The organism is Pseudomonas sp. FSL R10-1339, from assembly GCF_009600545.1.
In the GTDB taxonomy this organism is placed as follows: Bacteria; Pseudomonadota; Gammaproteobacteria; order Pseudomonadales; family Pseudomonadaceae; genus Aquipseudomonas; species Aquipseudomonas bubulae.
Map to the genome: position 1 here is coordinate 89,092 of NZ_WIVQ01000002.1, position 13,681 is coordinate 102,772.

Here is a 13,681-nt window from a genome sequence, read left to right on the forward strand (position 1 = left end):
GCGGGCTTGCTCGCGATGCGGACAGCGCGGTGGCGCTGCAAGACCGCGACGATCCAGTCGCGAGCAAGCCCGCTCCCACATCGGCCTTACCCCGCTGGCACCAGCCGCAAGGTGCTGCGGGTATTGAGCTGGATTTCGTTTTCCTCCATATGCGGCTTGTCGTAATCGCCCTCAATGTAGGACTCGGCCTGGTCGCGGTAGTGTTTGTCGAACGGCACGCCGCTTTGACCCACCGGGTTGATGGTCAGCCCGTGAGACGGGTTGGCAAAGTCGATCAGGCGCCGGGTGGACGGGCCGTAGATCACCGGCCACGGGGCGTTGCCGAGTTTGGCGCTGAGGTTGTTGGGCACTTCGTGGCTACCGGGTGCAGCGAAGGGGCCGACGTTGAACAGCCAGTCCAGCGGCTTCTGCCGCCCCAGCGGATGAACGTGGGTCAGGGTGTGGGCACGGCCCCAGCGCCATTGCCCGGGGTCATCACCCAGGGTGCTCTTCAGGTGGGCAATGCTGGCCTGCCAGGCAACCTTGACCGTATCGGCGCGAGTCTCTTTGTGTGCTGTGCTGCGGTTATCCCACCACGGTGAATCAGGGCTTGCCGCCAGGCGCGGCAAAGCCGCATCGATCACACGGGTCGTGAGCATGGCGTCAAAAAATTTGTCGCCCAATTTGTCGCCCATGGTGACTTCTGTGAGGCTGTACAGGAACTGGTTGAACACCGTGGCTACCGTTGAATTCAACGGGTAATCGCCTTTCCACTGTGCCAGTTGCTCCACCAGTTTGCGTTCGCCCGGGTCCGTGACCACTTCGCGCAGCACCGGCAACAGAGGCTTGAGCACACGCTCACCGTAGCCCGTGGCAGTACCCAGCTGCAGGGCCTGGCTGTTTTTCAGGTTCCACTTGACGCTGTCATCGCGGAGCTGACGATCAAGCTGCTGGCCGCGATCAGCCAGGTTGTAATAACCCGGGATCTCGATGCCGACAGGCGACAATGGCTGGAAGTTGGCTGACACGATATAACCCCGCGCCGGATTTTCTTCCTGGGGGTTGGCGCTGAACGGGTAAAAACCGTCTTTATCGGCCTGTGAGGTGCTGCCATCGAGGATGAATGCCGGGTTGACCCCCGCCGGGCGTTTGGGCAACTGCGCTGCTGCCCACCATCCGATATCCCCCTTGGCGTTTGCCCACACCAGGTTCAGCCCCGGCGCCTGAATAAACGTCGCTGCCGTACGCGCCCTGCTCAGGGTGTCGGCGCGGTTGAGCTGGTAGAAGCCTTCGAGGATCGGATTTTTCGTTTCCAGAAAGCCCCACCACATGGCAATCGGCGTGTTGCCCGCCGTGGCGCCCAGCACGTCATTGATAATCGGCCCGTGGGGTGACTGGCGCAGGGTGAGGGTCACCGGCGCCTCGCCCTTGACGGCAATCTGTTGCTCGCTGCGGGTCATGTCGACCCACTGGCCGTGGTACCACACCTGGTTGGGGTTGGCGGGGTTGGTCTTTTCCGCGATCAGGTCCAGGTCGTCGTTCTGGAACATGGTCAGGCTCCAGCCAAAATCGCGGTTGTTGCCCAGAAAAGCGAACGGCACCAGCGCCTGATGGTAGCCATACAGGTCGAAATCCGGTGCCGACAGCTGCGCTTCGTACCACACAGACGGTGCCGCAAAACGGATATGCGGGTCACCCGCCAGCAGTGGCTTGCCACTTTGTGTGCGTTTGCCTGACACCACCCAGGCGTTGCTGCCTTCAAACTGCGGCAAGCCCGCCTGGCTCAGGGCCTGATCGCTCAGTTGGGCCAGCGCCCCCAGGGTTTCCCAGTCGCTGGCCGCCAGTGCAGGAGACAATACGCCCTGGGGCTGCCAGTCGAGGTCGAAGATTTTCAGGTAATCGCTGCCCAGTTGGTCACGTATATAGGTCAGCAGCGGTTCGGTACGAAAGCCGGCGGCAAAGCTGTAAGCCATGTAGCCGGCGACACTGATGGTATCTTCGCCGGTAAAGGGCCGGGGGGCGATGCCCAGCAGGTCGAACTCCACGGGTTTGGGGTTGTTGGCCTGGTATTGATTGATCCCGTCCAGGTACGCCTGCAAGGCCAGAAATGACGGGGACTGGTGATCCAGCTCAGTCAAGTAACTCGCAGCCCGCTCACGGATGCGCAGGCTGCGAAACAGCTTGTCGGTATCGACCAGCTTGGGGCCCAGCACCTCGGCCAGTTCGCCTCGGGCGAGGCGGCGCATGATCTCCATCTGAAACAGCCGGTCTTGTGCCTGAACGTAGCCCAGGGCCCGGTACATATCCGCCTGGTTGCCTGCACGAATATGCGGCACACCGCGCTCGTCATAACGCACCGTGACCGGCCCCTGCAACGCTGCAAGCGCCACTTGCCCCTGGCGTACGGGCAGTTTGCTCTGCACGTACCAGGCCCCGCCGCCTGCAAGAACGACAATGGCAACGGCGATAACGGTCAGGCTGCGATTCATGAAGCAACTCCTTGTTCTGGTCGTACGCGCCGGGGCGATATCAGTGGGCGGCGCTTTTATCTTGCCAGGAGCAGTTACAGCCCACCGCCATGGTATGGGTGGCCTTGACCGGGCGACCTTCGCTCAGGGCTTGCAGGATGGGTTCTATGAAACTGTTGCTGGCGTTGCAGGTGGCCCCTTCGCTGTAGGGGCCAAAGTAGGCCAGTTGGCCACTGCGGTCCCAGATGGCCACGGCCGGGCTGGCACTCACATGCTCGGCGCCGGGCAGGCTGGCCAGCGCCTTGATCGCGCCCAGGGTGGCGGGTAATTGACCGTGAGTGCCGGGCTTTTGCAGTGAGTAGAATTCGACGCCTTGGGGCGCGTAATGAGCCAGCAGCTCGCTGAGGTGCTGCTGGTTGCCGACGTTGCAGGGGCACGCCGGGTCCCAGAAGTGCACCACGCGAATGGCACCCGGACCCGACAGTTCGGCGGGCAGGCTCAGTACATCCCCGGAGAACAAAGCGGCCTGATCACTGAAGGCACGGATATAGCGGCCCTGGAACCAGTCGTAGGCCGTCCACAACCCCACCGCGCAGATCAGCGTCAGCAGGCAGGCCAACAGGGTTTTGAACGGGGGCACCGGCATTGGAAAGCTCCTTGAAGGCCGCGTAGCTTGCCATGCTTGACCTGACAGATGAATATTGAAGGTCTATAAAGCCTGTTTTGCGCGCCTGCGCCCTGTCTGGAAGCCTCTATGCCTGCCCTGTTTTCTCCCGATTCCTTGCGCGCCAGCCTGCAGCCGCTGGCGGCGGGCCAGCCGTTATCGAGTGAAGCCCTGGCGTATCAGCGTTATTACGGTCTGGATTTTCCCCATCGTCAGGCGCCAGTCAAACGTCAGTTGGGGCGCTTCACTGCGGGGGGTTACGAGATCGTCAGTCAGGTGTGGTGGCCAGCCTCGTCACCCGTGGCGACCTTGTTTGTGATTCACGGGTTTTACGATCATATGGGGCTTTACCGGCATGTGATCGAATGGGGGCTGGACCACGGATTTGTAGTGATCGCCTGTGATCTGCCGGGGCACGGGCTGTCCAGTGGCGAGCGGGCCAGTATCGACGATTTCGCGCAGTACCAGGCAGTGCTGCAAGGCCTGTTTATCGAAGCGCAATCATTGCAGTTGCCGCAGCCCTGGCATCTGTGCGGGCAAAGCACGGGGGGAGCGATTGTGCTCGATCACCTGTTGCGCTGCGGTGCGCAAAGCCCGGCACAGGGCCAGGCAATACTGCTTTCGCCCCTGGTGCGACCCAAGGGCTGGAGCTGGTCGAAACTCAGCTACTACCTGCTGCGCCCGTTCGTCAAAGGCATTGCCCGGCGTTTTAGCGAAAACTCCAACGACCCGGCTTTTTTGCCGTTTCTGCAAGCCGACCCTCTGCAACCGGTGCGCTTGCCGACGGCCTGGGTGGGTGCCCTGGCGCGCTGGATCCCGCGAATTGAAGGCGCGGCACCAAGTGCGCGTCAGCCGCTGGTGATTCAGGGTCAGGACGATAAAACGGTGGATTGGCAGCATAACCTTGAGGTGCTCAAGGCCAAGTTCAATCAGCCGCAGACACTGCTGTTGCCTGAAGCCCGGCACCATCTGGCGAATGAAACGCCCGAGATACGTGAGCGATATTTCGCTTTTCTGGACAAGTATTTCTGAGACCCTGAAGGGCGCTGTCCTATGGGTTCAGGTTGGCAGTGCTTTGCCCCACTGCCAGCCCGGCGCGAACCGCTGCCAGGGCTGCTTGATAATAGGTCTTGCCTTCAGGCGATTGCGCAAAGGTAACGAACTCTTCCAGCTCCGGGTCAGACAGATCGCGATACACGTAGAGCAAGGTGTTATCCAGCTCGCCGCCGATCTGATCCATCAACCGCTGGCGCTGCCCGTTCAACATGCTCTGCGCTTGCCCGCCACCCAGTAGCCCCGGGATCATCGAACTCAAGCTGTCCGCGGCAACACCGGCAATCGCCAGGCTGACTTCGGCCCCGGCTTCACGGGCAGGCAGTGCGCGAGACAAATGATTGATCAGCAACTGGCGGGTAGCGTCGGCGTCCATGCGCGGCAGGCCCTGCGCATGCATGGCCAATTGATCGCGGCGCGTGGCCAACAGCTCGGCGGCGACAATTTTGCCGCCCAATGGCGAGCGGAAAAACACCAGCGCCGGCTTCGGATCAGGCAAGTTGCTACGCATCTGTTCCTTGGCCCGCTTATCCATCGCCGCAGGTGCAAAACGCTGGCTACTGTTGTTGACCAACGCCTGGTAGACCGCTGGCGGCAAATTGTTGCGATAACGCTCCTGAGCAGCGCCCAGCGCATCATTGAAGTGCTCACGTTGTTGCGGCCAGCCGGCGACCGTAAACAGATCATCAAGGTTGTCTGCCCATGCGGGTAACGTACAAAACATCATTAACAGTAAAAACAAGCGGCGCATGAGGGGCTCCTGTCTGCAGGGCGCTATTGTCCGGGTGTGGCGTAGGACTTGTCGAGAATTCGTCTCGCTCATATGGGCATTAAAGCGTGCAGGTGATTTATTTCGACATTGCCAGCCAGACGGAGCTGTCAGATTTTGAGGCGGCTCGATACTATGCGCGCCATGCAAATACCCTCTGATCACCCGCTGTTGCTACGCATCGTCGACGACCTGTATACGCAGGGATGGTCACAGCAAAATATTTTCCTGCCCGAGGCTCTGACCCTCGAACTGGCGGCTGAGTGCCATAAACGTTCAGCTGAAGGCGAACTGACCCCGGCAGCGGTCGGCCGCGGTGTGACTCAGGAGGTACGCGAGGGAATACGCGGTGACCATATCCAATGGCTGGAGCCGGGAGAGGCGCTGGCTTGCGACAGTTACCTGGGGTTAATGGAAAGCCTGCGAATCGCCATGAATCGCAGGCTTTTTTTGGGCCTGGAGGACTTTGAAAGCCACTTTGCGCTCTACCCGCCCGGTGCGTTTTACCTCAAGCATCTGGACCGCTTTCGGGATGATGACCGGCGCATGGTTTCGGCCGTGGTCTATCTCAACCAGGGCTGGCTGCCCGAGCATGGTGGGCATTTGCGCATGTACCTGGACGGCGATATCGACTATGACGTGTTGCCGACCGGCGGGTGTCTGGTGGTCTTTCTCTCGGGCGAAATCCCCCATGAAGTCATGCCTGCGACCCGTGACCGTCTGTCGTTGACCGGTTGGTTTCGCCGTCGTGCCACCGAGGTGTTTGTATGAGCCCCAAAGTACTGGTCAGTCGCTGCCTGCTGGGGCATCGCGTACGCTACGACGGCGGCGCCAGCGGCCCCTATGCACTACTGGCGCAATGGCAGGCCGAAGGCCGGGTGATTGCCTTGTGCCCGGAAGTGGCGGGCGGCTTGCCCACGCCACGCGCTGCAGCAGAGATCCCCGGCGGCCAAGGGGTCGAGGTGCTCGCGGGCAAGGCTGCAGTCATTACCACTGAAGGCGAAGACGTAACCGAGGCGTTTGTGTCCGGCGCGCGTCAGGCACTGGCGCTGGTTGAGCGCCACGGCATCCGCATTGCCATTCTCAAGGCCAACAGCCCGTCCTGCGGCAATCGACTGACCTATGACGGCAGCTTTAGGGGTGTCAAAGTCGAGGGGCAGGGCGTGACTGCAGCCTTGCTGACCCGTGCAGGGGTGCAGGTTTTCAGTGAGCTGGAGCTCGAAGAAGCGGCCAAAGCACTGGGTGTTTTGACGCAGAAATGAGTTCAGGTAATATCCGTCATCACATTGCCCAGGGATACAACGATGACTGACAAGCCTAAATCGCAGCCCTCGGCCGCAGCTGAAAGTGCCGATTCAGCACTGCACCATATCGTTGATGGTTTTTTGCACTTTCATCACGAAATCTTCCCTGAACAAGAAGCCTTTTTCAAAAAGCTGGCCACGGCGCAAAGCCCCCGTGCGATGTTTATTGCCTGTGCCGATTCGCGCATCGTGCCCGAGCTGATCACCCAGAGCGCACCGGGCGATCTGTTCGTGACCCGTAACGTCGGCAACGTTGTACCGCCTTACGGTCAGATGAACGGTGGTGTTTCCACGGCGATCGAGTACGCGGTACTGGCACTGGGCGTGCAGCACATCATTATTTGCGGGCATTCCGATTGTGGCGCGATGCGCGCCGTGCTCAACCCCGCCAGCCTGAAAAAAATGCCGACGGTAAAAGCCTGGTTGCACCACGTAGAAGTGGCCAAGACCATGGTGCAGGACAACTGCAACTGCGCCAATGAATCTGAAAGCATGCACGTGCTGACCGAAGAAAACGTGATTGCCCAGCTGCAGCACTTGCGCACGCACCCGTCGGTAGCGTCGCGTATGGCCAATGGGCATCTGTTTATCCATGGCTGGGTCTACGACATCGAAACCAGCGCAATCAAGGCCTACGACGCCGACAAGGGCGAATTCCTGCCACTGGACGGCACCAGCCCGATCCCGAGCGCGACGCCCAAAGCGCGGTTTTAAACGCGCATAAGCGGTGGGAGCGGGCTTGCTCGCGATTGCATCAGCGCGGTATGTCAGTTAAACCGCAGCGTCTGCATCGCAGGCAAGCCAGCTCCCACAAAAAGCCTGCAAAAATCTTACAACGCCAGGCCAACACCCAATTGCTTGGACAGGCACGGCCAGCGCTTCCAGGCTGCGCCCGTTTCAGGGCTGGTCAGGCGCTCGCGATAGGCTTCGACCGACTCCAGGGCAAAGCTCTCTTCGTTGAGCATCAGGTCAACCGCATGATGCACGGCGGCATCCAGCTGGTTGGCAAAGTCTTCGCCAATCAACTGGTGGGCGATCAGGTTGGCCACGGTCATGTCCAGCGGAATCAACGGCTGCTGGAAGTGCTTGATATAGAGGTCGTTGACCTCTTCGACCAGGCGGTGCGCCAGGTACGCTTCGTCCAGCAAACCCTCCAGCCCTTCGTGGCCAACGAGCAGCGGCAATGGCTGGGCAAAGAATTGCTCGGCGATTTTCAGGATCGGCTTGATCTGCGACTCGATACCGGCCTCGCGAGCGACTTCATTGGCCGCATCGAGCAAGTCGGGCACCTGGTCGATATAGGCGCTGACGAAACGCGTCATCACCACATTACGGTCGACTTCAGGCAATTGGATGGCGGTGTGAAGGTGTGGCAATTGAGCGGCCAGATGCTTGGCGAGCAGGCCCGTTTCAGCCTCATGGTCTTGGGCACGCGAGATCTGCACGCGGATGGCGGCGGTGTTCATGGGAACTCCAGGGGGGTGCTAGACAGGGGGGTACTTTTAAAAAAGTAGCCCTCTCAGGTCAAGGAGAGGGGTTTTTCAGGGGGAGTATTGTCATTCATTTTGTGACCGGGCAGTGAGTGCCATTTGTCGATGGCCCCTTATTTCATTGTTTTGGCCCCTCATATTGCGGGGCCGGGCCCTGTGTCTATACTCGTTTTTGTAACCGTTATTCGATGACGCCCGACTGCTTGAGCAGACGAGGCTCGGCGGTAAGGAACAGCTGGTTGGAACACCGCCCCCTTGTAGCGCTGCCCGTGTACAGATGCAGACCGGCGCAATAACAAGAAAAATAAAGGGGAACACCGCGATGCGACATCCACAGTTATGGATGGGCCTGCTGTTGTGGTCAGTGTTCAGCCAGGCACAAGCGGCCTGGACCGTGAATATGACGCCAGGTGCAACCGAAGTCAGTCATGCGGTCTTCGACCTGCACATGACCATCTTCTGGATCTGTGTGGTGATCGGCATCATCGTCTTCGGGGCCATGTTCTGGTCGATGATCGTTCACCGTCGCTCCACCGGCCAGCAACCGGCCAGGTTTCATGAGAGCACCAGAGTCGAAATCCTGTGGACAGTCATCCCCCTGGTGATCCTGATCGCCATGGCTGTACCCGCGACCCGCACCCTGATCCATATCTATGACAGCAGTGAATCGGATGTGGATATCCAGGTCACTGGCTATCAGTGGAAATGGCATTACAAATACCTGGGCCAGGACGTCGAGTTTTTCAGCAACCTGGCCACCCCCGCCGACCAGATCCACAACCAGGCCCCCAAGGGCGAGCATTACCTGCTCGAGGTCGATGAACCGCTGGTTTTGCCCATAGGCGCCAAGGTGCGGTTTTTGGTGACCTCGGCCGATGTCATCCATTCCTGGTGGGTGCCGGCCTTTGCAGTCAAACGTGACGCCATTCCGGGGTTTATCAACGAGGCCTGGACCCGCGTCGAGAAGCCTGGCCTTTACCGCGGCCAGTGCGCCGAACTGTGTGGCAAGGACCACGGCTTTATGCCGATAGTGGTTGATGTCAAAACCAGGGCCGATTACGACGCCTGGTTGACCGAACGCAAGGCCCAGGCCGCGCAACTCAAGGAATTGACCAGTAAAGAGTGGACCCTCGAGGAGTTGGTGGCGCGTGGCGACAAGGTCTATCACACCGCCTGCGTGGCCTGTCACCAGGCTCAGGGCCAGGGCCTGCCGCCGATGTTCCCGGCACTCAAGGGTTCTCCTGTTGCCACCGGCCCTGCCGCCGACCACCTGCACCGCGTGTTCTTCGGCAAACCGGGGACCGCCATGGCCGCTTTCGGCAAGCAACTGTCGGAAGTCGACATCGCTGCGGTGGTGACTTACGAGCGCAATGCCTGGGGCAACAACAAGGGCGACATGGTGACACCAAAAGACGTGCTGGCCCTCAAGCAGGAACAAGGCAAATGAGCCGCCCGGGGATGTGTGCACGTAACGGTCGGGGGCAATCTGCCACTGGCTTCTTGGTCCAGCTGTTTGCAGGAGTCAGGACATGAGTGCTGTTATCGATGACCACGGCCATGCAGACGGTCAGGCCCATGGCCCGGCCAAAGGCCTGATGCGCTGGGTGCTGACCACCAACCACAAGGACATCGGCACCTTGTACCTGTGGTTCAGCTTCTGCATGTTTCTGCTTGGCGGCTCGTTTGCCATGGTGATTCGCGCCGAGCTGTTCCAGCCCGGCCTGCAGATCGTGGCCCCGGCCTTTTTCAACCAGATGACCACCATGCACGGTCTGATCATGGTCTTCGGCGCGGTGATGCCGGCGTTTGTCGGCCTGGCCAACTGGATGATCCCGCTGATGATCGGCGCACCGGACATGGCCTTGCCACGGATGAACAATTTCAGCTTCTGGCTGTTGCCCGCCGCATTTTTACTGCTGATTTCGACGCTATTCACCGCCGGGGGTGGGCCCAACTTCGGCTGGACGTTCTACGCGCCGCTGTCCACGACCTACGCACCCGAAAGCGTGACCTTTTTCATTTTTGCAATCCATTTGATGGGCATCAGCTCGATCATGGGCGCGATAAACGTGATCGCCACCATCCTCAACCTGCGCGCCCCCGGCATGACCCTGATGAAAATGCCCCTGTTTGTCTGGACCTGGTTAATCACCGCCTTTCTGCTGATTGCGGTAATGCCGGTGCTCGCGGGTGTGGTGACGATGATGCTGATGGATATCCACTTCGGCACCAGCTTTTTCAGCGCCGCAGGTGGCGGTGACCCTGTGCTGTTCCAGCATGTGTTCTGGTTTTTCGGCCATCCCGAGGTGTACATCATGATCCTGCCGGCCTTCGGTGCCGTCAGCGCGATCATTCCAACCTTCTCGCGCAAGCCGCTGTTTGGCTACACCTCGATGGTCTACGCCACGGCCAGCATCGCCTTCCTGTCGTTTATCGTATGGGCGCACCATATGTTTGTGGTGGGCATTCCGCTGGTGGGCGAGCTGTTCTTCATGTACGCCACGCTGCTGATCGCGGTGCCCACCGGGGTCAAGGTGTTCAACTGGGCCAGCACCATGTGGCAAGGCTCACTGACCTTTGAAACGCCGATGCTGTTTGCCGTGGCCTTTGTGATTCTGTTCACCATCGGCGGGTTTTCCGGGTTGATGCTGGCCATTGCCCCGGCGGACTTTCAGTACCACGACACCTATTTTGTGGTGGCGCATTTCCACTATGTGCTGGTGCCGGGGGCAATCTTTGGCATCTTCGCTTCGACCTACTACTTGCTGCCGAAATGGACCGGTCACATGTACGACGAAACCCTGGGCAAGCTGCACTTCTGGCTGTCCTTTGTGGGCATGAACCTGACGTTCTTCCCGATGCACTTTGTCGGACTGGCGGGTATGCCGCGGCGGATTCCGGACTACAACCTGCAATTTGCCGATTTCAACATGGTGTCGTCGATTGGTGGGTTCATGTTTGGAGCGACGCAGTTTTTGTTCCTGTTTATTGTCATCAAATGCATCCGCGGTGGGCCGCCAGCACCGGCCAAGCCGTGGGACGGCGCCGAAGGTCTGGAATGGAGCGTGCCTTCGCCCGCGCCGTACCACACCTTTACCACGCCGCCGGAAATCAAGTGAAAGGCCAAAGGCCCCTCTCCCTTTGGGAGAGGGGCTTTTGCTCCAAGGAGATCAAGCGTGAACAACTCAACCCCCATCAAACGCCTGGTCCTGCGCCTGTCGCTGCTGGTGGTGGTGATGTTTGCCTTTGGCTTTGCCCTGGTGCCGATTTACGACGTGATGTGCAAGGCCTTCGGCATCAATGGCAAGACCGCCGGGCAGTACGAAGGGGAGCAAGTGGTCGACCCGAGCCGTCAGGTACGGGTGCAATTCCTGTCTACCAATGCCATCGACATGGTGTGGGAGTTCTACCCCAAGGGCGATCAACTGGTGGTCAATCCGGGCGCTGTCAACGAGATGGTCTTTGTTGCCTACAACCCTACCGGTCAACCGATGTCGGCGCAGGCAGTGCCGAGCATTTCGCCCGCCGAAGCGGCCCGGTACTTCCACAAGACCGAGTGCTTTTGCTTTACCCAACAGGTGCTGCAACCGGGTGAACGGATCGAAATGCCCATGCGCTTTATCGTCGATCAGGCCATGCCCAAGGATGTGAAACACCTGACGCTGGCTTACACGCTGTTCGATATCACCGCTCGCCATCCGCCCCTCGCCGCCATCGCCGGCAAGGCCGCTGACCAGCCTTCCCGATAAGGAGAACGCCCCATGGCAACTCACGATCAGTACTACGTCCCGGCGCAAAGCAAGTGGCCGATCATTGCCACCATTGGCTTGCTGGTCACGGTGTATGGACTGGGGACATGGTTCAACGATCTGAAGGCTGCGCGGCCTGAATCCCACGGGCCGCTGATCTTTTTCGTCGGCGGTCTGATCGTTGCCTACATGATGTTCGGCTGGTTTGGCGCGGTGATCAAAGAGAGTCGCGCCGGGCTTTACAGCTCGCAGCTCGATCGCTCCTTTCGCTGGGGCATGACCTGGTTTATTTTTTCCGAGGTGATGTTCTTTCTCGCCTTTTTTGGTGCGCTGTTTTATGTACGCCACTTTGCCGGCCCGTGGTTGGGGGGCGAAGGCAGCAAGGCAGTGGCACATATGCTGTGGCCCGACTTTCAGTTCACCTGGCCACTGCTGCACACCCCCGACCCTGCCCTGTACCCGCCCCCCAAAGGGACCATCAGCCCGTGGGGCTTGCCGCTGCTTAATACCGTATTGCTGGTCAGTTCCAGCGTTACCCTCACCATTGCCCACCATGCACTGAACAAGGGCCATCGCGGCGCGTTGAAGTTCTGGCTGGGGCTGACGGTGTTGCTGGGTGCAGGCTTCCTGGGGTTCCAGGCCGAGGAATATGTTCACGCCTACAAAGAGCTGGGGTTGACTCTGGGCTCAGGCATCTATGGTGCGACCTTCTTTATGCTCACCGGTTTTCACGGTGCCCACGTGACCATCGGCGCGCTGATTTTGCTGATCATGCTGATCCGTATTGTGCGCGGCCACTTCAATGCCGAGCACCAGTTCGGATTCCAGGCCGCAACCTGGTACTGGCATTTTGTTGATGTTGTGTGGCTCGGCTTGTTCTTGTTTGTTTACGTGCTATGACGCGCTTTCGCCCTGGTTTTGCCCCCACGCTGGTGGTGTTGGCGGTGCTGCCGCTGCTGGTGTTTCTGGGCTTCTGGCAGCTTGACCGGGGCGAGCAAAAGCGTGAGTTGCTCAACCACTACGCCGAGCGTCAGGTGGCTGCACCGGTGACCGTCGGGCAATTGCTCACCTTCGATGATCCGGCCTTTCGCCGCGTGCAGCTGCGCGGCCATTTCGACGGTCAACACAGCCTGCTCCTGGACAACCGTATGCGCGATGGCAAGGTCGGTGTGGAGTTGCTGCAACCCTTTCAGGATCAGGCCAGCGGCCAGTGGCTGTGGCTTAATCGCGGCTGGTTGCCATGGCCGAGCCGCCTTAAGCCACCCGAGTTCAGCACCCCGGAGCAGATACTGGATATTCAGGCCTGGGTTTACCAATCACCGGGCACTCCCTTCCAGCTGCACGCCGATCCGCTGAACGCACCCTGGCCACGGCTGGTAACGGCCGTGATGCCAGCCAAACTGTGGGCCGAACTGGGCCGTGAAGGCTTTGCCGACGAGGTGCGCATCGCCCCCGGGTCCGCAGCGTATCTGGCCGACTGGCCACTGATCTCCACGGGCATGGGCCCGGAAAAACACACCGCCTATGCCGTGCAATGGTTCGCCATGGCACTGGCGTTACTCGGTCTTTATCTGTATCTCGGCTGGCACACTGCTCAGGAGAAACGCCATGGGAACGGCCATCAATCCGCCTGAAAGCACACGCACCCTGCCCCCGACCACACGACGGCGCGGGCGCTTGCAACTGATCCTTATTTTGCTGCTCACCGTCGGCCCGATGGTGCTGGTCACGTGCATGTACCAACTCAAATTCTGGCTGCCCGAAAGCCGCAGCTACCACGGCGAGCTAATCGGCAACGGGCAAAGCCGCGCTGCCCTTGGGGTGACGGCCGATGAACAACGCTGGCAGCTGCTGGTGACCGCGCCTCAGGGTTGCGCTACGGATTGCCAGCAACTGGTGTACCTGGCCCGCCAGCTGCAGATCGGCCTGGGTCGCGATGCCTCCCGCGCAACCCACGCACTGGCAGCGGCACACCCCGTAGATGCGGCCTACGCGGCCAAGCTGCAACTCGAATACCCGCAACTGCAGCGCTACGCCCTGGACCTGCCAACTTATACGCAGGGTGCCGAGGGCAACGGTGCAGCGCAACTGTGGATCATCGACCCCCACGGCAATCTGGTGCTGCGCTACGCCTACGGGGTGATCGGCAAGGACGTGCTCAACGACCTGCGCCTGCTGCTGAAGCTGTCCAATATCGGATAGAGG

The 13,681-nt window shown here is 60.0% G+C and carries 14 protein-coding genes; 10 read left to right on the forward strand and 4 right to left on the reverse strand.

Annotated features, from left to right (window positions below):
* Positions 1-86 precede the first annotated feature (86 nt).
* On the reverse strand, positions 87-2,468 hold the full coding sequence (locus tag GHO03_RS01850; protein ID WP_153398984.1) for a penicillin acylase family protein: 2,382 nt from the start codon (positions 2,466-2,468) through the stop codon (positions 87-89).
* 40 nt (positions 2,469-2,508) lie between these two features.
* Positions 2,509-3,093 (reverse strand): DUF6436 domain-containing protein, encoded by a 585-nt coding sequence (locus tag GHO03_RS01855; RefSeq protein WP_153398987.1) that lies wholly within the window; start codon positions 3,091-3,093, stop codon positions 2,509-2,511.
* A 108-nt stretch (positions 3,094-3,201) separates the two neighbouring features.
* Between GHO03_RS01855 and GHO03_RS01860 the strand changes: the two genes are divergently transcribed.
* Positions 3,202-4,143 carry an alpha/beta hydrolase gene (locus GHO03_RS01860; protein WP_095031540.1) on the forward strand — a complete coding sequence of 314 codons (942 nt, stop codon included), beginning with the start codon at positions 3,202-3,204 and terminating at the stop codon, positions 4,141-4,143.
* Positions 4,144-4,162: 19 nt separating this feature from the next.
* Here GHO03_RS01860 and GHO03_RS01865 read toward each other — a convergent pair whose 3' ends face one another.
* Complete coding sequence (locus tag GHO03_RS01865) at positions 4,163-4,915, reverse strand: hypothetical protein (protein ID WP_094999700.1); 753 nt, start codon at positions 4,913-4,915, stop codon at positions 4,163-4,165.
* Between the two features lie 153 nt (positions 4,916-5,068).
* On the opposite strand from GHO03_RS01865, the gene GHO03_RS01870 reads away from it, so the two are divergent.
* The 3 genes from GHO03_RS01870 to GHO03_RS01880 are packed head-to-tail and all read left to right on the forward strand — an operon-like array spanning position 5,069 to position 6,951.
* On the forward strand, positions 5,069-5,704 hold the full coding sequence (locus GHO03_RS01870) for a 2OG-Fe(II) oxygenase (RefSeq protein ID WP_094999699.1): 636 nt from the start codon (positions 5,069-5,071) through the stop codon (positions 5,702-5,704).
* Complete coding sequence (locus GHO03_RS01875; RefSeq protein ID WP_094999698.1) at positions 5,701-6,195, forward strand: DUF523 domain-containing protein; 495 nt, start codon at positions 5,701-5,703, stop codon at positions 6,193-6,195. Before GHO03_RS01870 ends, GHO03_RS01875 begins: the two co-directional genes overlap by 4 nt.
* Positions 6,196-6,237: 42 nt before the next feature.
* Complete coding sequence (locus GHO03_RS01880) at positions 6,238-6,951, forward strand: carbonic anhydrase (protein ID WP_153398990.1); 714 nt, start codon at positions 6,238-6,240, stop codon at positions 6,949-6,951.
* Between the two features lie 116 nt (positions 6,952-7,067).
* On the opposite strand, the gene GHO03_RS01885 is transcribed toward GHO03_RS01880, so the two are convergent.
* Positions 7,068-7,703, reverse strand: coding sequence for a hypothetical protein (locus GHO03_RS01885; protein WP_094999696.1), 636 nt, complete (start codon positions 7,701-7,703; stop codon positions 7,068-7,070).
* A 346-nt stretch (positions 7,704-8,049) separates the two neighbouring features.
* On the opposite strand from GHO03_RS01885, the gene coxB reads away from it, so the two are divergent.
* The 6 genes from coxB to GHO03_RS01915 all read left to right on the forward strand — a co-directional run bounded on the left by coxB (position 8,050) and on the right by GHO03_RS01915 (position 13,678).
* On the forward strand, positions 8,050-9,174 hold the full coding sequence (gene coxB / locus GHO03_RS01890) for a cytochrome c oxidase subunit II (RefSeq protein ID WP_153398993.1): 1,125 nt from the start codon (positions 8,050-8,052) through the stop codon (positions 9,172-9,174).
* 82 nt (positions 9,175-9,256) lie between these two features.
* The gene (gene ctaD / locus GHO03_RS01895; RefSeq protein WP_153398996.1) at positions 9,257-10,846 is read left to right on the forward strand and encodes a cytochrome c oxidase subunit I; all 1,590 of its coding nucleotides are present in this window, start codon (positions 9,257-9,259) and stop codon (positions 10,844-10,846) included.
* Positions 10,847-10,903: 57 nt separating this feature from the next.
* Positions 10,904-11,476, forward strand: coding sequence for a cytochrome c oxidase assembly protein (locus GHO03_RS01900; RefSeq protein ID WP_372241697.1), 573 nt, complete (start codon positions 10,904-10,906; stop codon positions 11,474-11,476).
* A 12-nt stretch (positions 11,477-11,488) separates the two neighbouring features.
* Positions 11,489-12,376 (forward strand): cytochrome c oxidase subunit 3, encoded by an 888-nt coding sequence (locus GHO03_RS01905; RefSeq protein WP_094999692.1) that lies wholly within the window; start codon positions 11,489-11,491, stop codon positions 12,374-12,376.
* Positions 12,373-13,110, forward strand: a complete 738-nt coding sequence (locus GHO03_RS01910; protein ID WP_153398999.1) for an SURF1 family protein — start codon at positions 12,373-12,375, stop codon at positions 13,108-13,110. The genes GHO03_RS01905 and GHO03_RS01910 overlap by 4 nt, the downstream gene beginning before the upstream one ends.
* Positions 13,085-13,678: a hypothetical protein gene (locus tag GHO03_RS01915; RefSeq protein ID WP_153399002.1), complete on the forward strand. Its 594-nt coding sequence runs from the start codon at positions 13,085-13,087 to the stop codon at positions 13,676-13,678. The genes GHO03_RS01910 and GHO03_RS01915 overlap by 26 nt, the downstream gene beginning before the upstream one ends.
* Positions 13,679-13,681: the final 3 nt, after the last annotated feature.

What these genes read in the sequence shown, in the direction of transcription:
- GHO03_RS01850 (WP_153398984.1), bottom strand. Translation starts at nt 2,468, where the DNA reads ATGAATCGCAGCCTGACCGTTATCGCCGTTGCCATTGTCGTTCTTGCA.
- GHO03_RS01855 (WP_153398987.1), bottom strand. Translation starts at nt 3,093, where the DNA reads ATGCCGGTGCCCCCGTTCAAAACCCTGTTGGCCTGCCTGCTGACGCTG.
- GHO03_RS01860 (WP_095031540.1), top strand. Translation starts at nt 3,202, where the DNA reads ATGCCTGCCCTGTTTTCTCCCGATTCCTTGCGCGCCAGCCTGCAGCCG.
- GHO03_RS01865 (WP_094999700.1), bottom strand. Translation starts at nt 4,915, where the DNA reads ATGCGCCGCTTGTTTTTACTGTTAATGATGTTTTGTACGTTACCCGCA.
- GHO03_RS01870 (WP_094999699.1), top strand. Translation starts at nt 5,069, where the DNA reads ATGCGCGCCATGCAAATACCCTCTGATCACCCGCTGTTGCTACGCATC.
- GHO03_RS01875 (WP_094999698.1), top strand. Translation starts at nt 5,701, where the DNA reads ATGAGCCCCAAAGTACTGGTCAGTCGCTGCCTGCTGGGGCATCGCGTA.
- GHO03_RS01880 (WP_153398990.1), top strand. Translation starts at nt 6,238, where the DNA reads ATGACTGACAAGCCTAAATCGCAGCCCTCGGCCGCAGCTGAAAGTGCC.
- GHO03_RS01885 (WP_094999696.1), bottom strand. Translation starts at nt 7,703, where the DNA reads ATGAACACCGCCGCCATCCGCGTGCAGATCTCGCGTGCCCAAGACCAT.
- coxB (WP_153398993.1), top strand. Translation starts at nt 8,050, where the DNA reads ATGCGACATCCACAGTTATGGATGGGCCTGCTGTTGTGGTCAGTGTTC.
- ctaD (WP_153398996.1), top strand. Translation starts at nt 9,257, where the DNA reads ATGAGTGCTGTTATCGATGACCACGGCCATGCAGACGGTCAGGCCCAT.
- GHO03_RS01905 (WP_094999692.1), top strand. Translation starts at nt 11,489, where the DNA reads ATGGCAACTCACGATCAGTACTACGTCCCGGCGCAAAGCAAGTGGCCG.
- GHO03_RS01910 (WP_153398999.1), top strand. Translation starts at nt 12,373, where the DNA reads ATGACGCGCTTTCGCCCTGGTTTTGCCCCCACGCTGGTGGTGTTGGCG.
- GHO03_RS01915 (WP_153399002.1), top strand. Translation starts at nt 13,085, where the DNA reads ATGGGAACGGCCATCAATCCGCCTGAAAGCACACGCACCCTGCCCCCG.